At 36.3% G+C, this 22087-nt stretch carries 18 protein-coding genes; 3 read left to right on the forward strand and 15 right to left on the reverse strand.

Going from position 1 to position 22087, the window contains the following annotated elements; genetic code table 11:
• Window positions 1–46: 46 nt before the first annotated feature.
• The 3 genes from RNZ46_RS01015 to RNZ46_RS01025 form a co-directional block, all read right to left on the reverse strand.
• Window positions 47–1006 carry a transglutaminase domain-containing protein gene (locus RNZ46_RS01015; protein WP_316983531.1) on the reverse strand — a complete coding sequence of 320 codons (960 nt, stop codon included), beginning with the start codon at window positions 1004–1006 and terminating at the stop codon, window positions 47–49.
• A gap of 28 nt (window positions 1007–1034) precedes the next feature.
• Window positions 1035–2453, reverse strand: a complete 1419-nt coding sequence (locus RNZ46_RS01020) for a M20/M25/M40 family metallo-hydrolase (RefSeq protein WP_316983532.1) — start codon at window positions 2451–2453, stop codon at window positions 1035–1037.
• A 392-nt stretch (window positions 2454–2845) separates the two neighbouring features.
• Window positions 2846–3724: a PPK2 family polyphosphate kinase gene (locus RNZ46_RS01025; RefSeq protein ID WP_316983533.1), complete on the reverse strand. Its 879-nt coding sequence runs from the start codon at window positions 3722–3724 to the stop codon at window positions 2846–2848.
• A 137-nt stretch (window positions 3725–3861) separates the two neighbouring features.
• On the opposite strand from RNZ46_RS01025, the gene RNZ46_RS01030 reads away from it, so the two are divergent.
• Together RNZ46_RS01030 and RNZ46_RS01035 are read left to right on the forward strand one after the other, a co-directional pair.
• A complete protein-coding gene (locus RNZ46_RS01030) occupies window positions 3862–4374 on the forward strand; it encodes a flavodoxin family protein (RefSeq protein WP_316983534.1) in 513 nt (170 codons plus the stop codon).
• A 75-nt stretch (window positions 4375–4449) separates the two neighbouring features.
• A complete protein-coding gene (locus RNZ46_RS01035; protein ID WP_316983535.1) occupies window positions 4450–5217 on the forward strand; it encodes a hypothetical protein in 768 nt (255 codons plus the stop codon).
• Between the two features lie 133 nt (window positions 5218–5350).
• Here RNZ46_RS01035 and RNZ46_RS01040 read toward each other — a convergent pair whose 3' ends face one another.
• The 7 genes from RNZ46_RS01040 to RNZ46_RS01070 form a co-directional block, all read right to left on the reverse strand.
• Complete coding sequence (locus RNZ46_RS01040; RefSeq protein WP_316983536.1) at window positions 5351–6514, reverse strand: sigma-54-dependent transcriptional regulator; 1164 nt, start codon at window positions 6512–6514, stop codon at window positions 5351–5353.
• A 2-nt stretch (window positions 6515–6516) separates the two neighbouring features.
• Window positions 6517–7401, reverse strand: coding sequence for a DUF6268 family outer membrane beta-barrel protein (locus tag RNZ46_RS01045; protein WP_316983537.1), 885 nt, complete (start codon window positions 7399–7401; stop codon window positions 6517–6519).
• Between the two features lie 27 nt (window positions 7402–7428).
• Window positions 7429–8313 carry a mechanosensitive ion channel family protein gene (locus RNZ46_RS01050; protein ID WP_316983538.1) on the reverse strand — a complete coding sequence of 295 codons (885 nt, stop codon included), beginning with the start codon at window positions 8311–8313 and terminating at the stop codon, window positions 7429–7431.
• Window positions 8314–9621 carry an ABC transporter permease gene (locus RNZ46_RS01055; protein WP_316983539.1) on the reverse strand — a complete coding sequence of 436 codons (1308 nt, stop codon included), beginning with the start codon at window positions 9619–9621 and terminating at the stop codon, window positions 8314–8316. It lies immediately after the preceding gene.
• Window positions 9622–9628: 7 nt separating this feature from the next.
• Window positions 9629–10555: an ABC transporter ATP-binding protein gene (locus tag RNZ46_RS01060; protein ID WP_316983540.1), complete on the reverse strand. Its 927-nt coding sequence runs from the start codon at window positions 10553–10555 to the stop codon at window positions 9629–9631.
• A gap of 345 nt (window positions 10556–10900) precedes the next feature.
• Window positions 10901–12019: a molecular chaperone DnaJ gene (dnaJ, locus tag RNZ46_RS01065; RefSeq protein ID WP_316983541.1), complete on the reverse strand. Its 1119-nt coding sequence runs from the start codon at window positions 12017–12019 to the stop codon at window positions 10901–10903.
• 50 nt (window positions 12020–12069) lie between these two features.
• Entirely contained in the window at window positions 12070–12615 is a 546-nt protein-coding gene (locus RNZ46_RS01070) for a nucleotide exchange factor GrpE (protein WP_316983542.1), read from the reverse strand.
• A 156-nt stretch (window positions 12616–12771) separates the two neighbouring features.
• Between RNZ46_RS01070 and RNZ46_RS01075 the strand changes: the two genes are divergently transcribed.
• On the forward strand, window positions 12772–13428 hold the full coding sequence (locus RNZ46_RS01075) for a YceI family protein (protein ID WP_316983543.1): 657 nt from the start codon (window positions 12772–12774) through the stop codon (window positions 13426–13428).
• 115 nt (window positions 13429–13543) lie between these two features.
• Here RNZ46_RS01075 and RNZ46_RS01080 read toward each other — a convergent pair whose 3' ends face one another.
• The 5 genes from RNZ46_RS01080 to RNZ46_RS01100 form a co-directional block, all read right to left on the reverse strand.
• The gene (locus tag RNZ46_RS01080) at window positions 13544–15136 is read right to left on the reverse strand and encodes a cellulase family glycosylhydrolase (protein ID WP_316983544.1); all 1593 of its coding nucleotides are present in this window, start codon (window positions 15134–15136) and stop codon (window positions 13544–13546) included.
• Window positions 15137–15201: 65 nt separating this feature from the next.
• The gene (locus tag RNZ46_RS01085) at window positions 15202–16572 is read right to left on the reverse strand and encodes an aldehyde dehydrogenase (RefSeq protein WP_316983545.1); all 1371 of its coding nucleotides are present in this window, start codon (window positions 16570–16572) and stop codon (window positions 15202–15204) included.
• 37 nt (window positions 16573–16609) lie between these two features.
• Entirely contained in the window at window positions 16610–17497 is an 888-nt protein-coding gene (locus tag RNZ46_RS01090) for a PKD domain-containing protein (RefSeq protein ID WP_316983546.1), read from the reverse strand.
• Window positions 17498–17513: 16 nt separating this feature from the next.
• Entirely contained in the window at window positions 17514–18986 is a 1473-nt protein-coding gene (locus RNZ46_RS01095) for a SusD/RagB family nutrient-binding outer membrane lipoprotein (RefSeq protein ID WP_316983547.1), read from the reverse strand.
• Between the two features lie 11 nt (window positions 18987–18997).
• Window positions 18998–22078, reverse strand: a complete 3081-nt coding sequence (locus RNZ46_RS01100; protein WP_316983548.1) for a SusC/RagA family TonB-linked outer membrane protein — start codon at window positions 22076–22078, stop codon at window positions 18998–19000.
• Between the last annotated feature and the right edge of the window lie 9 nt (window positions 22079–22087).

Genomic DNA, 22087 nt, shown 5'->3' on the forward strand with positions numbered 1-22087 from the left:
CGTAACTTTCGATAATCAAAAACAGATAAGCTTTCACTACTATTAATTAGATTTTAAAGTTGATAACATCATCGTATTCTACTTTTGAGAATCCATCATTAAGATTTTCAAATTTGGCTATTTTAACTTTAAAGAAAGTTGTTTCTGGAATTTGAGCTTTACCAAATCGAAAATAAGTAAAACCACCCTCTTCTATTACTTTGATATCACTTATAGCTTTAAAATCAATATTGTCAGTACTAAATTGCAAACCGATTAACCATTTGTTATTTGGAATATTTTGATATTTAAAATAATAATATTCATGGTCGGCCATTAGCTTAGGAATTTCCGTAAATCCTACCTTGAACCAAATTGGTTTAACAAATTGAGAATTATTGAATTCTTCAAGAGAAAGAGGTCTTTTTAATAATTGCCATTTACTGTCTTCTGGAAAGTGAGTGATAATTGACCATTCAGGTTTAATATCAAAATAAAATTCTGATGTTGTTGATTCATTTGAAGTGCCCCAAGTTGTATCTATAAGCGTCCATTTACCATTTAGTTTAATTGCATTCCAAGCATGTCGGAAATTATCATCTTTTGTTAGTTCAACATAATGATTCCTTTCATCTCGAATATGTCCGCTTATTATCACAGCCTCAATATCAACCGCGTCCATAAACCATTTAAAAAGATTTGAATATCCTGCACAAACACCTTTTCTGTTTTTATAAACTTTATATTCCTCTTGTCTGATTGAATATTCTTTTAGTGAAATTATTCCCTCTTTTTTTTCATTGAGTGATTTATGATCATATTCAATATTTGTACTCGTCCAGTAATAGAAAAATCTTGCTAATTCTTGTTTGTCTTTAAGATGTTCTTTAGCAAAATCTGTCAACTCCAACATGCCAAGGTTCATCCCATTAGTTTTTTCAACCAATTCTTTTATTGATTCATTCTGAGAAAACCCATAATTAATTGCTGAAAAAATTACAAATGCTAAAAAGATTCTTTTTTTCATAATTGGCTGAAACTTATAAAAGTTCAAATCAATCCTTTATTTGTTCATCATTCGAAATAGGATTTACGCCATACTTATCAAATAAATATATCAATGAAGTCATGGTTGCTGCACCCAATTCCAGCTCGCGTTTATTAACATGCTCAAAGGTGTCGTTGGCGGCATGATGATGATCGAAATACCGTTGCGAATCCGGACGCAAACCAGCCAATACGTTGGTGCTGCTTTTTAACGGTCCAACATCGGCACCGCTTCCGCCTCTTTCAAAATAATGAATAAAGTACGGTTTAAATAAGGGTTTCCAACTTAATATTTGATTAAAACTGGCGTCGTTGCAATCGAAACTAAACCCGCGCGGAGTAAATCCGCCTGCATCACTTTCTAAGGCAAATATGTGGTTTTCACCTTTCTGTTTGGCAACCTCGGCGTATTTATTGCCGCCCCGCAATCCGTTTTCCTCATTCATAAACAATACGACTCTGATACTGCGTTTTGGCTTAATTCCAGACTCCTTTAACAACCTTAAAACGTCCATAGATTGTACAACGCCGGCGCCATCGTCGTGCGAGCCATCACCTAAATCCCATGAATCTAAATGGCCGCCAACTATAATGTATTCATTAGGGAATTCGCTTCCTGTAATTTCGCCAATCACGTTATGCGACAACACATCGTCCAACTGTTTGCAGTTTTGCTTAAAATAGAACTTTAGCGACTTGTCCAATTTCAACATCGAACTCAATAACTCGGCGTCGTTAGTACTTATTGCCGCAGATGGTATGCGTTTATTAACGGGCAAGTCGTCATACGTCATGCTTCCCGTATGTGGTAAATCGTCCAATCGTAAATTCATGGAGCGCACAATAACGCCCACAGCACCGTATTTCGCAGCTTCAACGGCACCCATATAACGTTGATTTACACAACCGCCGTAAGCCTCGAAAGTACTAATAACATCGGGTTGCATCGGGCGATTATAAAACACGATTTTACCTTCGATATTCTCTTTTCCCAAAACCTCTAATTCCTCAAAATTTTTAACTTCAACGATGTTTGCTTTAAGTCCCATAGCTGGAGTTGCAATGGAGCCGCCCAATGCGCAAATATTTACGTTTGTGGTTTTTTTGGTGCCAAAACCACTAGGTGCAGTTTCAATATATGCAAATTCTTTAGCACCACGCACCCATTTTGGTACCATAACGGATTGCAACCACACTTTGTCCAAACCTAATTTTTCTAGTTCGGCTTTGGTGTAAGCCACCGCTTTTTCGGCATTTAAAGAACCTGACAAACGGCCACCTATTTGGTTTGATAAATGGTCTAACCATTCGTAGCTTTTACCGTTGGTTAAGGATTGGGTGTAAATTTCCCTTATAACCTGTTCGTCGGTTTGAGAAAAACTATTTATGGAACTTAATAATGTTATTAATAAAAAAATTCGTTTCATATGAATTGCTAATTAGTGGATTCCTGCTTTCACTTCGACTTTACCGAGTGACCACAACGGAATAACAAACTTAAAATATTTTAAAAGTTTAAATATACTATTTATTAAAAGTTGAGTGCTAACTTGAAACATAAAATTGTGTTAATTACATGCGGTAAGCACATTAACATCCCAATGGCTATCGGGAGAACGGCATCCTTTTTTGAAAAAAGGCAAATACACTTTAGTTAAAACAAAAATTTTACAGTTAGCCACATTTCGACTGCGCGCAATGCAGGCTGCCTTAGTCCTCGCTATGACGTAAAAACAGATATCGCGGAAATATTCATATTCACGATTTCCAATATTTTAAATAAAAACCCATGAGTAAAGTGTGATAAAACGCCCAAATATTACTCATTATTTAACTGGTTTATATATGCCTCAAGGTTTGCTTTTACTTTATCGTCCAGCTCTGGCTCTTTAATATCGGTGTATTGGCTAAGGGTGTCGTACATAATTTTTGCGACAATGTAGCGCGCTGTGGGTTTATCGTTCGCAGGAATATTGTACCATGGCGCATGCGGTTTTGAGGTGCGGTTAATCGCATCTTCGTAGCAGTTTTGGTATTTATCCCAAAGGGCGCGCTCCTTTAAATCGTCTGGCGAAAATTTCCAATGTTTTTCCTTTTTATTCAAACGACGAAGCAACCTGTTTTTCTGTTCGTCTTTTGAAAGATTCAAGAAAAACTTAAAAATAATGGTGCCATTATCGGCAATATGCTTTTCAAAATTATTGATTTGCTCGAAGCGTTTGTCCCAAAAAGCCTCATCAATATCATCAACAGAATTTACCGAAGGAATCCTTTCATTTAATATATAATTGGGATGAACTCGCGTTACCAATACATTTTCGTAATGCGTTCGGTTAAAAATGGCAAATTTACCGCGCTCTGGCAACGCAATGTAATGGCGCCATAAATAGTCGTGCCCTAGCTCTAAATCGGTGGGCACTTTAAAACTATGCGACACGACGCCTCGTGCGTTGAAATTTTTAAAAACCTCGCGAATCAAACTGTCTTTACCCGAAGTATCCATGCCTTGTATACACACCAAAACCGCATACTTATCATGGGCATACATGGTGTTTTGTAGCTTCCCAAGTTTTTTGCTTACAAATTGCAAAGCATCTTTTATCTCATCTTTTGAAGCGTTTAAAGCATAACTAGAAGGTTGTTCGCTTAAATTAATTTTTGAGGTGATTTTAAAATCGTCAGTATCAATTTTTTTCAAAATGTATCGTATTTATTATGGTTTTTAAATATATAAAAATGATATCAATTTTGCCTTTATTGACATTATTTGTTTCTATAACAAATTCGTTTTTAAATCTTAATAATTGCGTTACTTCGTTTTAATAAAATCAAAAAATGAATAAAACCGTAATTATACAAGGGAGCGCAAGACCAAAAGGCGATACTGATCGCATTGTAGATTATTTAGCTTTAAATTACCATTATGATGTTATTGATTTGCACGCGAAAAACATAGGGCATTATGATTATGATTATAAAAATGCAGATGATGATTTTATCAATTTGATTACGAATATTATAGAGAAATACGACTCCATAATTTTTGCAACACCCGTTTATTGGTACACGATGAGCGGGCACATGAAAGTGTTTTTCGATAGGATTTCAGATTTAATACGTATACACAAACCCCTTGGCAGACAGTTACGAGGCAAAAACATGGCCATGATAAGCATCAGCAATAGCAACGATTTAATTGAAGGGTTTAATGGCCCTTTCGTAGCATCAGCCAATTATTTAGGTATGAATTATTTGGGCGATTTGCATACTTGGGTTGAAGATGGCAGCATTACAAATAAAGTAAAAAGCAATATAAATGACTTTGTTGATAATAAGTTAAGGCCATAATTTCGACGAATAACAAGGCAAACCGCTTTGTTTTTAATATATTCGTCGCACCTACTTAATATTAACCCCAAATTTATGAAACACTATTACTTCCTTTTAGTTTTAGCAACGACTTTAAACTTTAATGCGCAAACCGCTAACTGCGACGAAGCGAACTCCTATCTTGTAAATGCCTATTCGCATGTAAAAGATGCCTATGAAGCCAACAATATAAGCCACTTAAAATATTATGCAAACCGCTCGTTGGAAGCCTTTAAGCTATCAAAAAAAACATTAAAAGACTGCGGTTGCGAAGCCGCTTTAAAACTGAGCAACAAAAGCATAGATTTATTAGCTAAAGTTGAGGATTCCGAAACCTATGAAGATGGTCGTTTTTTTGTAAAACGCGCCAGGGATTTAAGCAAAGAAAGTGTTATTGAAATTGATAAATGCGCCTATTCCAATACTGCTGATGCCATAGATGATTTACAGGTAGCTGCCGCTGATGAAACCAACGAACTTTCCGATTTACAAAAGGAACAATTGGCTTTACAAAAGCAACAGGAAGCTTTAAAACTTAAGGCAGCCGAAATAAAAAACAGACTAGCGCAACAGGAAGAAAAAGCGCTACAGCTTGAAAAAGAGCAATTAATTATGGCTTACAAAACGGCTATAGCATCAAACATTAAATCTTATAACGAGGCTTTAAAAGTTTCCGGTTGCAATCACGCTGCATTAAAAGAAGCCGGTACAACAATAGATGTGTCTACAAAAAGTATTGAAGCCATAAAGAAGCATTATATAAACACACTAAAAACATTGGGCTCAAAATATTTATCGCAGCTTAATTTATGTGATAAATAGAATATTTAAAACAATAGGCTGTCTAAAAATACAGGTCTGATGCGATGTCACATTGAACGCTCCCGATAGTTATCGGGAGCGCTCAACCTGACAAAGAGAGATAAAGACTTTTTTTTAGGCAGCCTTTTAATTTCTATTTACTCGCAAACATCTTTACATCACTTTCGCTCACTTCGGTTCCGCCCAAAATAATTAAGCGTTCAACCACGTTGCGCAGTTCTCTGATATTACCGGTCCAATCGTAATCTTGCAATAATTTTATTGCTTTCTCTGAAAAGGCTTTTTTAACCGTGCCTTGTTCGCCAGCAATTTTATCGGAAAAATAATTGATGAGCAAAGGGATATCGTCGCGTCTGTCATTCAGGGCTGGAACTTGTATTAAAATAACCGCTAATCGGTGATATAAATCTTCACGGAATCTACCTTCCTTAATTTCCTTTTTTAAATCCTTATTGGTTGCGGCAACGACACGCACATTCACTTTAATATCTTTATCGCTACCAACGCGCTGTATCCGGCTTTCTTGTAAAGCACGCAATACTTTGGCTTGCGCCGACAAACTCATATCTCCAATTTCATCCAAAAAAATAGTACCGCCATTTGCCGCTTCAAATTTTCCTGCCCGATCTTTATTGGCACTTGTAAAAGCACCTTTTACGTGACCGAACAATTCGCTTTCAATAAGTTCGCTGGGTATGGCCGCACAATTCACCTCAATCATGGGACCTTTTGAGCGTTCACTTTTTTGATGCAACCAATGTGCAACAAGTTCTTTTCCGGTTCCGTTAGGCCCTGTAATAAGCACACGAGCATCCGTTGGTGCTACTTTTTCAATGATTGCTTTTATGTTGGAAATGGGTTTGCTTTCGCCTATCATTTGGAAATTCTTGCCCACTTTCTTTTTAAGCAATTTGTTTTCAACCACCAGCTCCTTTCTGTCCAAGGCATTTCTAACCGTGTTTAGCAATCGATTTAAATCTGGCGGTTTAGAAATATAATCGAAAGCCCCTAAACGCATCGTGTTTACTGCGGTATCTAAGTCGCCATGGCCGGAAATCATAACCATTGGTGTTTCCGGTTTTATCTTTTTAACAGCTTCCAACACTTCAACACCATCCATTTTTGGCATTTTTATATCGCATAATACCAAATCGAAATCGTCGTTTTTAATTTTTTCAATCCCAATTAATCCGTCCTCGGCCTCTTCAACTTGATAGGTATCGCTTTCTTCAGAAAGAATTTTTACCAAAACCCTTCTAATGGCTGCTTCGTCTTCTATTATTAATATTTTAGACATAATTATATTTTAAATTTTAATCCGGTTCTTAAATAAAACGTGTTTACATCGCTTAATTTAAAAACTTCTTTTCTGTTTTCATTTCGTAATACATTATTCAGTCTGAATGTGTAGCCGGTGTACACATAAGCGACAAAATGTTTAGTAAAGCAATATTCGTACCCAAATCCGCCAATGGCGACAGATAGTGAAATATGATCTACATTTTGGCCGTTTACAACAGATGGTTCCTGCAAATGTGCCAAGTAACCATCTAAACCAATAAAGGCTTGCAAATTGTTTTTTTCGTTAAATGTATACTTTAAATTAGATTTTGGCACACCAGCATTAAAACTCCATCTGTCGCTAATTTCTCTGTAATAACTTACAAAAGGCAAAGGGAACGGTATCCCCGTTGTGGCGTTATAGGTTAACCCTAAAATTAATCGATAGGGTCGTTTAAGGCTTTCATCTTTAGTACGGTCGTTTATAAAATATAAGCCGCCATTCATAAAATAATCATCAGACACCAAACTTTTGGTTAAGGTAGACGCTATTCTCGGATTAAATTTTGCGCCAATACGCCATTTTTCATTCCATTTAAAAGTATATCCAATATTCAAATCTATAATATGAATAACATTTAAACCCTCGGTATCAAAAGGGTAATTATCTTCAAGGTTTAAAATAACCCGATTGTACTCTGCACCCAATATTAAATAAGATTTGTTTGTGGTTTCAATTGGATAATTTACGAGTGCCCGCAATCTGGTGTACTGATCTTCAGATTTGTTTTTGGGAATAAAAGAATATTCCAATCGTGCCAAATCGGTAAGTTGTGCATTTAAAAATTGACATGCAAAAATTAGAAATAATACATTTATAGATTTCAATTTTTGCTTGATCATATTTAATATTTATGGCTTTAAATTAACTTATTCTTTCTTTTGGATAATATGTACATCGCGCTGCGGAAACGGAATACTAATATTGTTTTCCCTGAATAATCGGTCTATTTCGAATCGAATATCGCTTTTGGGATATTGCGCCTGAAAGCTATCGTTAATCGTAAATATGAGTTTGAAATTTAACGAACTATCGGCAAAATCAGTAAACAAAACGTTCGGTTCTGGGCTACTTATTACATCCGGATGTGTACTGGCAGCTTGTAATAACAGTTTTTTAACCAACTGCACATCGCTACCGTAAGCGACACCAACACTAACCGATTCTCTTGTTGATGTATTATTTTGGGTCCAATTGTAAAGGCTGTTTGTTAAATAAAGGTGGTTGGGAATTATCAGCACTTTATTATCGATGGTTACGGCACGTGTAGTGCGCAATTTAATTTCCTCAACACGACCAACCTTACCTTCCAATTCTATAATATCGCCAACATGAACCGATTGGTCAACAAGCATAAAAACACCAGAAATAATATCCTGAAAAAGGGTTTGCAATGCTAAACCTACACCAATTAATAAGGCTGCCGAAGCCGCAAAAACAGCATTTACATTAACCCCTACGGCGTGCAATGTGATAAATAAAATGATGATATAGATGACCCATCTAAAATACCCGAAAACAACTTTAAATTTTCTTTTGTCTTGCTTAGGCATTTTTCTAGTGATAACCCTAAAAACAATCTTTAAAAGTATGGTAGTAAGAAATACAGCCGATACTATGATAATAACATCTAAAACAGAGACACTTATGTTCTCTGTAAAACTGTAATCCCTTTGCCAAAACGGACTATTGGCGATTGACTCGCCAACTTCCTCTACACTCTTTTCTATTTTATCTACTACTTTATCTTGCATTTAGTATTTAATCCACTTAATTAACTCTTTGTAACTTGGTTTTTTACCATACATTAAAATACCTACCCTATATATTTTTGCCGCAAACCAAACGGTAAGCATAAAGGTAGCAATTAATAACAATAAAGACACCAGTTGTTGCCATAAAGGCACGCCAAAAGGAATACGCATAAGCATAACCACAGGCGATGTAAACGGGATGAACGAAAACACCGTTGATACCGTACCGTGCGGGTCTTCAATAACCGTAAAAATGCCAATATAAACCGCCAATATTAATGGCATTAAAATAGGCAGCATAAATTGTTGGGTATCGGTTTCGTTGTCTACGGCAGCGCCTATTGCGGCGTAAAGTGAACTGTATAATAAATAACCGCTAATAAAAAACAAGATGAAAGCCACAATTAAATTTAGAATAGGCAAATTATAAAATGCCGTTAAAATATCTTGAACTTTCATGTTTACATCGGGGTTTTCCATGGCTTGTTGCACCATGTCTTGCTGTGGCGATTGCACCATATCTATTCCGAAAATAGCAGACACGATAGCCATTAAAACACCACCCAAAATTAGCCATATTACAAACTGTGTTATACCTGCCAACGATGTGCCTATAATTTTGCCAAGCATGAGTTGCACGGGTTTTACAGATGAAATGATAACCTCGATAATTCTACTGGTTTTCTCTTCAATCACACTGCGCATAATCATATTGCCGTAAATAATGATGAACATAAACAATAAATACCCCGCAAGACCACCAAAAATTAGTTTAACGACACTATCGATTTTAGATGTTTTTTCGCCCTCAAAACTTTCTTGTGCCAAATTCACGTTAATTTTTGAGGCTTTAATCATTTCAATATCTACACCTTTTTGTTGAAGTTTTAAGTTGGTGAGTTTTTTTTCGATTTTTGACTCTAAACCAGAAATTAACGATAACGATGGTGATTCTTCCGAATAAAACTTAATATGCTTTGAAAGCACATCAAAATCATCAAACTTTTCAATATGCAATAAACCATAATTAGCCGTTTCCTTAACAATGGTTTTGGCATCACTTAAAGTCATATTCTCTAAAATATGATAGGTAGTATTTTCTGTGTTTTTAAACACGTCTTTCACCATTTCAGATTCATCCAAAACAGAAATCACTCGAGTTTTGTTATTGTTTAACTGCGACAAATAAGCAACAACCGAGATAAGCGCTATCATAATAATAGGACTTAAAATAGTCATAATTATAAACGATTTGTTTTTAACTTTTGTTAAATATTCGCGCTTTATTATAAGAGGTAAATGATTCATAAAAAAACTAATTATTCTGTACGGTTTGGATAAAAATATCGTTAACACTCGGGATTAACTCAACAAAATGAGACACTTCGCCTTTTGTGGTTAAATAAGATAGAAAATCGTTTGGTTTTTCGCCGTTATTAAGCTTGATATTTAGCTTTAGCTCATCATCCAATGTTTTAAAATTAGCTTTTGAAACCCTGAATTTTTCAGATAATTCTTGCTGTAGCCTGCCATTATCCGCAGTTTTAATACCCACCTCGTAAGTGTTGGTTTTATATTGACGCTTCACATCAATTAATTTACCATCCAAAATTTTATTTGATTGATGCAACAATGCAATATCATCGCACAATTCCTCTACGGATTCCATCCGGTGCGTTGAAAAAATAATAGTGGCGCCATTGTCTCGCAAACGCAAAATCTCGTCTTTAATCAAATTAGCATTTATGGGATCGAAGCCCGAAAAAGGCTCATCGAAAATTAATAATTTTGGCTCGTGCAATACGGTTACCACAAACTGTATTTTTTGCGCCATGCCTTTTGAGAGTTCTTGAATTTTTTTATTCCACCAATCGCCAATTTCCAAGCGCTCAAACCAGTATTTTAATCGGGTTTTAGCCTCGGTTTTACTCAAGCCTTTTAATTGTGCCAAATATAGGGCTTGCTCGCCTACTTTCATCGATTTGTACAAACCGCGTTCTTCGGGCAAATAGCCAATATCCTTAATATGTTGTTGGTTGAGCAGTGCGCCATCTAAATGTACCGTACCGGCATCGGGCATGGTTATTTGGTTTATAATTCTAATGAGAGTTGTTTTACCTGCACCATTAGGTCCCAACAAACCAAAAATACTGCCTTTGGGCACTTCGATGGACACGTTGTTTAAGGCTTTAAAATCGCCAAAATTTTTAGAGACTGCATGTGCCACTAACAGATTATTCATTTAAAAATTTTTAGTGTTTAAAATAAGTGTGGTAAATATATTAAATGTTACAACTAACACGTGGAAAAATTATTAAAACGTACAATATTTAGTAAAAAAACAACTAATGTGACTTTGTTCTCCACAGGGTTAATTCAGTTTACTATATTTTATACAGAGCTATGCGACCATAAAATAAGAAACCTCCATAAAAACAAAACCCACCCTTAAAAAAAATTAAGGATGGGAAAAAAATTGCTATGAAAAAGAAAAATTATCACTAAAGTTAATTAGTGATAGTTCAAATATAAGTTTTTTTTTGCAATTAAAGCTAAAACTTCATGAGAACTTTATATTTTCCAATAACTAGGAAAACATATCTTTTACCTTTTCAAAAAATGATTTATCCGAACTTTCTGGTTTTGGAGAAAAATGCTCATCATCTCTCATGCTTTCAAAAAACTCTTTTTGCTGTTTGTTTAATGTTTTAGGCGTCCAAACGTTTACATGTACCAATAAATCGCCTTTGCCATAACCGTTAATACTCGGAATACCTTTTCCGCGTAAGCGTAAAATTTTACCCGATTGCACACCGGCTTCAACCTTTATACGTACTTTCCCCGTAACGGTATCAATTTCTTTAGAGGTGCCCAAAACGGCATCAGGATAACTCACATACAAATCATAATGTAAATTATCGCCTTCGCGTTGTAATGTGGCGTGATTCTCCTCTTCTATAGCCACCAATAAGTCGCCAGAAATACCATTGCCTGGTGCGTCGTTTCCTTTTCCGGATACTTTAAGCTGCATGCCATCTACTACACCTGCCGGTATTTTTATGGATACGGTTTCTTCAGCTACTTTCAAGCCTTGTGCATCGGCATCTGCAGGCTTTTTATCTATAGTTTGTCCAGCGCCACCGCAAACATTACATGGCGACGAACTTTGCATACGTCCTAAAATAGTGTTTGTAATACGTGTAACTTGCCCACTACCGTTACAGGTAGGACAGGTTTTATAAGTAGTTCCCGGAGCTTGAACTTTACGTTTAACTTTAATTTTTTTCTCTACGCCATTGGCAATCTCCTCAAGTGTTAATTTAACACGAATACGAAGGTTGCTCCCTTTTACCCTACGCTGGCCACCGCCACCGCCGAAACCGGAAAATCCGCCACCAAAGCCACCGCCAAAAATGTCACCAAACTGACTGAATATATCTTCCATATTCATGCCGCCGCCGTTAAAGCCGCCACCGCCATTCTCGAAGGCCTGATGCCCAAATTGATCGTAACGTGCTTTTTTATCGGCGTCACTTAACACCTCGTAAGCTTCGGCAGCCTCTTTAAATTTTGCCTCTGCTTCTTTATTGTCTGGATTTTTATCAGGGTGAAATTCAATCGCTTTTTTACGGTATGCCTTTTTTATTTCGGCCGTACTGGCACTTTTGCTAACTCCTAATATTTCGTAATAATCTCTTTTAGCCATATTCTTTTTTAAATCTTTTCTTTAAGAAAAAACTCTATTTAATTTAAATTTTATTGTCCAATGACAACTTTAGGAAAACGAATTATTTTTTCTCCCAGTTTATAACCCTTTTCAACAACATCAATAATTTTTCCTTTTAAATCGTCGCATGGTGCTGCTATTTGTGTGATGGCTTCATGATTGTCGGCGTTAAAATCATCGCCTTTCTTGATTACCATAGCCTTTAAGCCTTTTTGCTCTAAAGTATTTACCAATTTTTGGTATATCAGCAATACACCCTTGCGCAAATCTTCGGCTTCTTTATCTTCTTCAATATGTGTTAAAGCACGCTCAAAATCATCAAGTAATGGCAATAAAGATAACATCACATCTTCGCTAGCCGTTGAAAACATTTCAATTCGCTCTTTGGCAGTTCTTCTTTTATAGTTTTCAAATTCTGCGAATAAACGCAAAAACTTATCTTTTTCTTGTTTTATTTCGTCTTGAAGCTTTTCCTCAATAGTTTGTTCTTCAATCGTTTCGTCTACATCAACAGTTTCTGTTTGTACGTTTTCTGTTGGCTCAGTTTCTATATTTTCGTTTTCTTTTTTCGACATCGTATTTATAATTTATACACTTACTCAATTGAGTTGGCAAAAGTACTGCCATTATTGTAAAAATGTCAAAATGTCATAAAAATATTTTAATATTTTTTTCACAAAAAAGCGCAATAATTTAGTTAATTTCGCAAATTAACACTAAAAACGAATACCATGAAAAAAAGTATTGTTACACTATTTACAATCACGACATTAGTTGTAAGTTTAACAAGTTGTAAAAACAAGGCCAAAGAAGCCGACACAAAAGAAGCTGAAGCGGTTGCACAAACTGAAGCTACAGCCGAAAAATACACAGCTAACGTATCTGAATCTACCATAGAGTGGAAAGGCTTTAAGCCAACAGGCACACACTTTGGGACGATAAGTTTAGAAAACGGTGTACTTAACCTTCAGGACGGAAAAATTAATAGCGGAACCTTTTTAATAGATATGAATTCTATTACCGTTTTAGACATGCCAGAAGATGATGAAAACCATGCAAAACTTACAGGGCACTTAAAAAGCGATGATTTTTTCCATGTTGAAAAACACCCGAGCGCCGCTTTTGAAATTACAGGTTTAAGTGAAGTTGAAGGAAAAACAATGTTATCTGGAAACTTAACTCTTAAAGAAACCAAAAACAATGTTACATTTCCTGTAACGGTTACAAATACTGATGGTGCGGTGACTTTAACAAGTGAAACCTTTACCATTGATCGTTCCAAATGGAATGTAAAATATGGCTCAAAATCGTTTTTTGACGATTTAGGCGATAAGTTTATTAATGATGATATTGAATTAAAAATTACGGTTAAGGCTACAAAGTCTTAAACTGAGTATTGTTTTTATTTTAAAGCCATTTTGCAATTGCAAAATGGCTTTTTTATTTGTTTATATTTTGAAAAGCCTAAAAATTTAAATTGAATAATGGTGCGATTTCACTACATTAATCGAATTGAATATTAATGGTTCGTTGTGAAGGTTTTTCCAATGGCGGAACAATAAACCACCCAGAATCTCCATTAGGAATTGTTTTAATATTCAAATTTGGAATTTGATCTTTTGATACTTGCGACACCTTTGAAAGCTGAGGCACAAAAATTACAGTGGAATTTTGATTGTTTCCATCTTCTTCCCAACGCATCTCAAAGGATTTTACATCAAAATTGTTTTTATAGTTAAGCAATGTACCATTAACCGCAACCGGATAAGAGCGCACCAAAACTACATTGAAATATCGCAAATTTTCTGTTCCAGGATCGTAGGACCAATAGGCCTGTCCAAAAAGGTGCTCTTCAATAAGCGAAATCGCATTTTTTGCAACAGGAATCACACTTTCCGAATTGCCATAAAAGGCACCCCATTCGCCAAGCCATACAGGCATTTGCAGTTGTTTGCCCTTATTTTTTATTTGGTCATAGATATATGCCACTCGCTCGTTTGAGGCGTTTGCCACGGCATCGGTATCGGTTACCAAATCATAACCATGTGGGGCATAGGCCACCAATGGATCGGGTGTGCCATCTGCTAAAGTTGTTCTTTCAATACTACTGGCCACTCCGGTATTGCTATAATAACTGTGCTCTAAAAACAGGATGTGTTTTGTATCGACTTCCCGTATGGCCTCACTAACCTTTTGATACATTTTCTGCAAATGGTTAACTTCAAATTGCCGGTTAAGTTCAAATAATTGACTAAATACAAAATCATAATTATCCCTATTTGATAGTATTTTTAAAGCCTCCATTCTACCTTTTTCATCACTCCACATGTCTCCCAATTGCTTTTCGGTAAGCACTTCGCCCGTTAATTTGTAGTGCAGCTGCCCATAAGCCGATAGCAATACCATAGTAGATTGCATGCCAGAAGAACCCGGAAAAGGTTCATTCATAATATCGTAACCAATTACCGTGGTGTTATCGGCATACCGTTTGGCAACGTGTTGCCAAAGGGCAGCATAATGATCTTGAATGCCTACACCATCTGATGCGGGTTTATTTAGCCAAAAATTATCAAATGCGGTTTGAACGGCTTCACTTAACATATAGGCATCGCTCCAAATAGCACCTTCAGTATGTGGTTTGCCCTCATCTAAAGTGGCCCATTCCGGGGCGCCATCGCTATATTTTACGCTAAAAAGATCTTGATGCATATCCAAAACGACAAAAATATCGTTCTGTTCTGCCCATTGTATCCGTTTATCAATTTCTTGTAAATAGGCTTCATTGTAAACCCCTGGTTCGGGCTCCAACCCATCCCAAATTAAAATAAACCGAATGCAATTAACACCCCATTTCTTTAAATTTTCATACAACTCCGGCCCGCTCTGAAAAATATAACCTTCCTCTTTATTCTTACTGACAATGTTTATTCCATTAAGGATAATTTCTCTTCCTTGTTCATCTATAAACTTATCGCCTTTAATGGTTATGGTGCTTGGTAATATGTTTTCATTTACTGATACTTGGCTATTGTTTTTACAACTTATAACCACAAAAACCAACAGCAAAAACATTATTAATTTTTGAAATTTGTTCATTTTTTACTTATTAAATTATTGATAATCAATCCTATTTTTTGATGCACTCATCTTTTAACATCATCTTAAAAAAGATGCTTAATTTTCTTTACCATATTCATAGGTAGATTGTAAGGTGGATACCTAAGTGGAGCATCAAACCAATTGGCTTTTTTTATAATGGCTTTATGATGTGAAAAAATGTCAAAAGATTTTTTACCGTGATACGCTCCAATGCCACTTTGCCCAACACCACCAAACGGCAATCGTTTATTTGTAATTTGAATAACGGTATCGTTAATGGCTCCACCACCAAAACTATAGGTATTGATTATTTTTTTTTGAAATTTCTTATTCGTGGAAAAAACATAGGTAGCCAATGGCTTTTCATAATTCGAAATATAATTATGGATATCGTCTTCCGTTTTATAAGCAATTATAGGAAGAATAGGTCCAAAAATTTCACCGGCCATTAATTTACTGTCCAATTGCGGTTCATTAACCAATGTTGGCGATAGGTAATTATCTTCATCATTGCTTTTGCCTCCAAAAATAATTTCTTCGCCCTTGAGCATTTCTTTTAATCCCGTATAATGTTTTTGGCTCACGGTTCTAGAAAAATCTGGCGATTCCTCCATATTTTCTCCATAACAATTGGTGATATTTTGTTGTAATGCCTCAACCAATTTATCCCTAACACTGTGATGAACCAAAATATAATCTGTGGCGATACAGGTTTGTCCTGCGTTTAAAAACTTGCCCCAAACAATGCGTTTTGCAGCCAAATCAATTGATGCCGTTTCATCTACAATACATGGGTTTTTACCTCCCAGTTCTAAAGTAACTGGCGTTAAATGATTTGCAGCACTCTCATAAACTATTTTACCCACATGTGTACTTCCCGTAAAAAAGATATAGTCCCATTTCTCAGCTAACAATTGCTGAGAAACTTCAACACCACCCTCTACCACAGTAACATGATCTGGCTTAAAAACGGCTTTGATAATTTCAGAAATTAGAGCCGCTGTGTTTGGGGTGATTTCTGATGGTTTTACAACAACCGTATTGCCCGCCGCAACAGCACCAATTAAAGGCGCAATGGCCAACTGAAAAGGATAGTTCCATGGTGCTATTATCAACACAGTTCCAAAAGGTTCTTTGTAGATATAATCCGACGAAGGCCAATTCATCCAACTGGAAGATACTCTTTCTGGGCTTGCCCACCGCTCAATATTCTTTAGCATATGTTTTAATTCTGCCAATACAAATTGGGTTTCGGCCGCTAAAGTCTCAAATTTTGGTTTTTTAAAATCGGCATACAAGGCATCACAGATCGCATCTTCACGTTTAATAATTTCTTGCTGTAAGCGTTTTAATGCTATTTTTCTAAAGGCTACATCTTTGGATTGTTGTGTTTTGAAAAAAATTCTTTGTTGTTGTAATATGTTTTGAATCATTATGCCTTAATATAATTTAAGTTTTAGCAATTGGACTTTATAACGATTCCAATGACAAATGAAACAATAGGGTTGGTTTATCATAAACCGTAGGTTCTGTATGAATGCCCAATGCCACATTCATGGTTGTTGCCGTAATTTCTTTGATAATCACCAATACTTTTTTATCCTTAAACCCAAGATATTCGCCCAACATCAATTGGGTTTTATCTGTAAAGTTTACGGGGCCGGTTGCGGCATCCACAGTAAAATCCCCTTCCATAATTTCCCATGTAGCATCAGTAGCCGGTGTGTACATTACATTTGCCAAAGGCACATTGTTTATATCATAAGACACCGCCGTAATATCGGTAGGACGTTCTATACTTGCATAAACTAATCCCATGAGGCTTTGCCCATCTTTATTGTCTACTATATATCTTCCGTCATACACAAAAGTAAAAGTATCTTCGTACGAAGCGCCCAAACCAACGGCATCTAAAAGATTATCGAATGATGGCAGTAAAAGTCCCAAATCATTATCAACCAAACCAGCACCTTCTTTACCAGAAGTATAGGCTTTTTTCAGTTTCCACGATTTTCCTTGAGGTTTGGCTTGACCGCCTGTTAATAAAATCTCTATTGATTCTTGGATGGTAACTAACTTCGTTTCTGAAAATGATCCGTTTGCGCCAGTAGCTGTTAAAACCACTTCATATTCACCCGCAGCAGCATAGGCGTACACGGGATCTTCTTCTGAGCTTGTTGCTCCGTCTCCAAAATCCCAGGAAATGGATGTCGCATTTTCCACCGTTCCATTAAAGGTAACTTGTGTGCCTTCTACTAAAAATTGAAAGTCGGCTAAAGGTTTATTAACTTCATCTTCGCTACAATTTACAAACAGTAAGGTGAGCATTAAGAGGCTATATATTTTTATATTTTTCATGATTTTATATATTATTTTAATTCTTATCCCACCAAACCGGTGTATCGATTTTATTTGCACCTTGTCTTGAAATGGCTTCCATTACGTTATCATTGTTCGAACTCAACTCGAAACTGGAATATAAAAACCTTGTGGGCAAAACACCATTTGTTACGCCTTGAGACAAATTAGCAGCTGTTCTATCGGCAATAACCGGATACCCAGTTCGCCGTATATGTGACCATCCCTCAAAATAATTTGGAATAAGTGCCAACCACATTTGTGTACCAATTTGCTCCTCATCATTACTTCCCGATAATGTTGCTGTTGGACTCGCCATAAAAGATACTATTTCTGAGGCATCAACTTCCCATTGATTTAATGAGGTTTCAATACCTTTTCTATACAAAGTATTGGCTTGCGTTGGGTCGTTGTTATAAACCAAAGCGGCTTCAGCCCTTAACAGCCATGTTTCTGAAGCTGTCATAATATACAATTTACTATCTGGTGAGGAAAGCCTAGTACCCATATCTGATTTTGCTGCAAAATTAGAAGCTCCAAATGCTGCATCATCCAATCCGTTAGTCATTCCGCTAAAACTTCCGTTGGCATCTTCACTTACAAATACGGGCAACCTAGGGTCTGTCGTTGCTTGTAATTGATCGATTAACATTGTTGACATTTTTATGGAAGGAAAGCCTGTGCGCATAGTAAACCATGCATTACCATTGCCTTCGGTTTCAATCATAAAAGCATTATGGGCATTATCTTCCATTAAAGGTTCTGACAAACATTGCGCTACAGTTTGTTGAGACAATGCACTATCAGCATACCTTAAACGCATTGCTAACCTAAGGCGAACACTATTGGCGAAACGTACCCATTTATCCATATCGTTATTAAAAACAGGGTCAGAATTTGGGTATGCCATGGAAGCATCGGCAGTTTTTAATATGTCAATACTAGTTGTTAAACGTGCTATCATCTCCCTATATATCACTTCTTGTGTATCGTATTTGGGTAAAATAATATCTTGGGTTTTTCCTTTTCCTCCTTCAGTAAATGGTATTTCCCCGAATGCATCTGTAATTTTGGCATAGCCTAATACGGCGATGATATTGGCTATAGAATGGCGCACTTCGTTTTTAGTTTCTTCGGCTGAAGTAATTTCCAAAACTTCTTCTATATGTCTAATTACACCGCCATACATATCATTAAACATGCCGTTGTATTGTCCATCAAATCCATCACCATACTGGTCTGGAATACGTGCCGTACTTCCGGCCACAAAATAATGACCGTAATGTCCAGAAAATCTAGATACTGATTGGTCTGTTGTTCCCAAAAACAAGCTTCTTACGGCTTTTGTAAACAAAGCGGCATCATCAATGGATGTTACGGCATTGGGGTTATCTCTTAAATCGTCTAAACGATCCTGGCATGAAAATGGTACTACTACCATAACCATTACGACAATTATTTTCATTATTGTTTTTTGTATGTTTTTCATAATCATCAGGTTTAAAAGTTGATTTTTAAATTAAGTCCATAACTTCTGGTTGATGGTAACGATGAGTGCTCCAATGCAGCTCCTGTTGGTCCACTACTGTAACCTGCTTCGGGATCAATATCGCCAGCCGCATTATAAATAAAGAATAAATTTCTTCCGATAGCCGATAAACTTCCAGATTGAATGAATGTGTTTTTTAACATTGATTTGGGGAAATTATAAGTTAAAGCAACTTCTTTTAATTTAATGTTGCTTGCATCTAAAACTTGATTGGTAGCTATTTGATTTGTAAATACATCTGAAAATTGTTTTAACATGGCATTGGCCGGTGTTTCGTTTACAAAACCCGTATGCTCATTAATTCCATCTTCAATTATTCCTGTTTCCCTTCCTTCTAAACTACGGGCATCTGTTCCAAAAAACATTCTATAGGCGCGTCCGTAAGAATAAAATTCGCCCCCTTGCTGAATACTTATTAAGGTGTTTAATGATAGATTTTTGTATTTAAAGCTGTTTGTTATACCACCAAACCAGTCTGGTGTAATGCTTCCCATCTTTATGCGCTCACCTCTTTGTGCAAAACCATCATTTGTTATTAATTTTCTTCCGAAGTTATCACGTAAAAAATCGTAGCCGTAAATACCTCCAAACTCCTCACCTGGTCGAGCCTCAACAGAAACCGCCCAAAGGGTATTTAGTGTAATACTTTCTAAACTTTCATTTAATGATTCAACGGTCGCATTACTTTTGGTGAAATTAAAACCAAGGTTCCACTCAAAATTATCAGTTTCAAAAGGTATGGCGTTTACTTGAAACTCATAACCTTTATTAGAAATAACACCGGCATTAACCACCTTGGTATTATAAGCCGTAGACCCGGATACAGGTACCGCCATTATCTGATCTTTGGTTTTAGTTTGATAATACGTAAAATCTATTTGAAGGCGGTTTTTAAAAAACCCAAGTTCGGTACCCACTTCCCATGACTCAGAGGTTTCTGGTTTTAAATTAAAAGAAGGTAAACTACCGGGAATGGATCCCACCGTATAAGATAACGTAGGTGTTTGGTCAACATTATAAATCCCTTGGGTTCTATATGGACTTGTGTCGTTACCAACCTTAGCAAAAGATCCTCTCAGTTTGCCTTTGTTAAATATGCTAGATTCTATGCCCAACATTTTTGTGAATAATAAGCTCATGTTTTCAGAATGATACCAATACGAGTTGTTCGCTTTTGGTAAAGCTGATGAATTATCATTTCTTATTGTAGCATCGAAATAAAGAAACCCGCCGTAACTAAACTGCCCTAAACCATAATATGAATACACCCCTTTTTTGGAAACACCTTCTGAACTAAAAGCGTTTTTATAATTACTAATTCTATATAAGTTTGGCACCTTACTATCATTACCTGAAATATTTTTATAACTACTAAATTCGTCCCTATAACTTGAGCCCAAACTAAGTGTTACTCTAAAATCAGAAATATTGGTTTTGTAAGTGGCTAATATATCCGAATTCCATATTCTACTTTTACCACTATCATGTGCATAACTTCCGCGACCATTACTTTGAAATTGTGATCCTCTGGCTGCATAATTGGTATAATCATATACAATATAATCCATACCGGATTTTCCTGTTATTTTAAAGTTGTCTGTCACATCCCAATCGGCTGAAACCACACCTTGAAAACGGTCCTTTTCGTCAAAATTCTTCACATAGTTTTGAGACCAATAAGGATTATTGAACGTGTTGTCTAAATTCCATTTAATTTCATCACCATCGGCGTTTACTGTATTATTTTCCACATCGCTTAACCTAATATCCCTAGGCATTAACGAAAGTTGTAAGGCAGTGTTTGCACCATCTTCCGCCAACGCGGGTCTGTTCTTAATTTTAGATGTTATATAGGTTATTTTACCGTCTACACTAAATCTGTCTGTTAAATTTGTTTTGCCCCTTAAATTAAAGGTTTGTTTTGCCAATGTGTTGTTTTTAACAATGCCCTGACCGTTTTCATCGGTAATGGACATTCTAAATGATCCTTTTTCCGATTGTCCTTGAAACGCTAAAGTGTTGGACGATGTATACCCATTTTGATAAAATTGCTCGTAAGGATTACCGTGAGAGACATAGCTGTTGTTTTGCCCTAACCAATTGGTATAGGATTGACCTTCCATCTTTGGCCCCCAACTCCAAGAGAAAGGATAATCTAATAAAGGTCTTCCATCACCTCCAATAGGTGCAAAATCACCAAAGGCACCCGAACCATACTCATTTTGCAAGTCTGGTGTTAAAGCGATTTCTGTAAATGAAAAAGACGAGTTGAATGAAATCCCAATACCTTCCTTTTTAACTCCCGACTTAGTGGTAATCAAAATTACACCATGCATACCCAATGAGCCATAAGCCGCCGCCGCACCCGCGCCTTTTAAAACACTTATAGATTCAACATCATCTGGATTAATATCCGATAACGCATCGCCACGATCAACGCCACCCCATTGTGAACCTCCGCCGGCATCGTTACTAACGGGAATGCCATCAATTACAACCAACGGACGGTTTGATCCGTTAATAGTGGTAACGCCTCTGAGTAGAATACGACTCGAGCCATCTACTCCAGTATTACCGTGGCTAATTTGAAGCCCAGACACTTTACCGGAAAGGGAGTTCATTACATTATTCTCTTTAGCAACATTAACTTCTGCTGCAGAAATCTGCGAAACAGAATATCCGAGAGACTCTTTGTCTCTTTGAATATTTAATGCCGTAATAACAACTTCATCCATTTGTTGTGTATCCGTTTCAAGTGATACATTTACAGTGCTTTTACTACCAATTAACACCTCTTGGGTTTTGTATCCCATATAAGAAAACACCAAAATATTATTGTCGTTTACTCCATCGATTTCGTAGTTACCATTAAAATTGGTAGTAACCCCTCTATTGGTATCTTTTATCAATATTGTAACCCCTGCGAGTGGCATGTTTGTATCCTTTTCCAGCACCACACCAGAAACGGTTTTTTGTGCAAATGATGTCATTGATAATCCAATCATCATTGCGATTAGTAAAAATTTATTCATAAATCAAAG

Origin of the sequence: Hwangdonia lutea, assembly GCF_032814565.1 — a bacterium.
Classification (GTDB): Bacteria; Bacteroidota; Bacteroidia; order Flavobacteriales; family Flavobacteriaceae; genus Hwangdonia; species Hwangdonia lutea.

Excerpts from the sequence above, each read along its gene's own strand:
- RNZ46_RS01095 (WP_316983547.1), bottom strand. The coding sequence starts at position 18,986 with ATGAAAAACATACAAAAAACAATAATGAAAATAATTGTCGTAATGGTT.
- RNZ46_RS01070 (WP_316983542.1), bottom strand. The coding sequence starts at position 12,615 with ATGTCGAAAAAAGAAAACGAAAATATAGAAACTGAGCCAACAGAAAAC.
- RNZ46_RS01060 (WP_316983540.1), bottom strand. The coding sequence starts at position 10,555 with ATGAATAATCTGTTAGTGGCACATGCAGTCTCTAAAAATTTTGGCGAT.
- RNZ46_RS01075 (WP_316983543.1), top strand. The coding sequence starts at position 12,772 with ATGAAAAAAAGTATTGTTACACTATTTACAATCACGACATTAGTTGTA.
- dnaJ (WP_316983541.1), bottom strand. The coding sequence starts at position 12,019 with ATGGCTAAAAGAGATTATTACGAAATATTAGGAGTTAGCAAAAGTGCC.
- RNZ46_RS01055 (WP_316983539.1), bottom strand. The coding sequence starts at position 9,621 with ATGAATCATTTACCTCTTATAATAAAGCGCGAATATTTAACAAAAGTT.
- RNZ46_RS01020 (WP_316983532.1), bottom strand. The coding sequence starts at position 2,453 with ATGAAACGAATTTTTTTATTAATAACATTATTAAGTTCCATAAATAGT.
- RNZ46_RS01100 (WP_316983548.1), bottom strand. The coding sequence starts at position 22,078 with ATGAATAAATTTTTACTAATCGCAATGATGATTGGATTATCAATGACA.
- RNZ46_RS01050 (WP_316983538.1), bottom strand. The coding sequence starts at position 8,313 with ATGCAAGATAAAGTAGTAGATAAAATAGAAAAGAGTGTAGAGGAAGTT.
- RNZ46_RS01040 (WP_316983536.1), bottom strand. The coding sequence starts at position 6,514 with ATGTCTAAAATATTAATAATAGAAGACGAAGCAGCCATTAGAAGGGTT.
- RNZ46_RS01080 (WP_316983544.1), bottom strand. The coding sequence starts at position 15,136 with ATGAACAAATTTCAAAAATTAATAATGTTTTTGCTGTTGGTTTTTGTG.
- RNZ46_RS01030 (WP_316983534.1), top strand. The coding sequence starts at position 3,862 with ATGAATAAAACCGTAATTATACAAGGGAGCGCAAGACCAAAAGGCGAT.
- RNZ46_RS01045 (WP_316983537.1), bottom strand. The coding sequence starts at position 7,401 with ATGATCAAGCAAAAATTGAAATCTATAAATGTATTATTTCTAATTTTT.
- RNZ46_RS01015 (WP_316983531.1), bottom strand. The coding sequence starts at position 1,006 with ATGAAAAAAAGAATCTTTTTAGCATTTGTAATTTTTTCAGCAATTAAT.
- RNZ46_RS01085 (WP_316983545.1), bottom strand. The coding sequence starts at position 16,572 with ATGATTCAAAACATATTACAACAACAAAGAATTTTTTTCAAAACACAA.
- RNZ46_RS01035 (WP_316983535.1), top strand. The coding sequence starts at position 4,450 with ATGAAACACTATTACTTCCTTTTAGTTTTAGCAACGACTTTAAACTTT.
- RNZ46_RS01090 (WP_316983546.1), bottom strand. The coding sequence starts at position 17,497 with ATGAAAAATATAAAAATATATAGCCTCTTAATGCTCACCTTACTGTTT.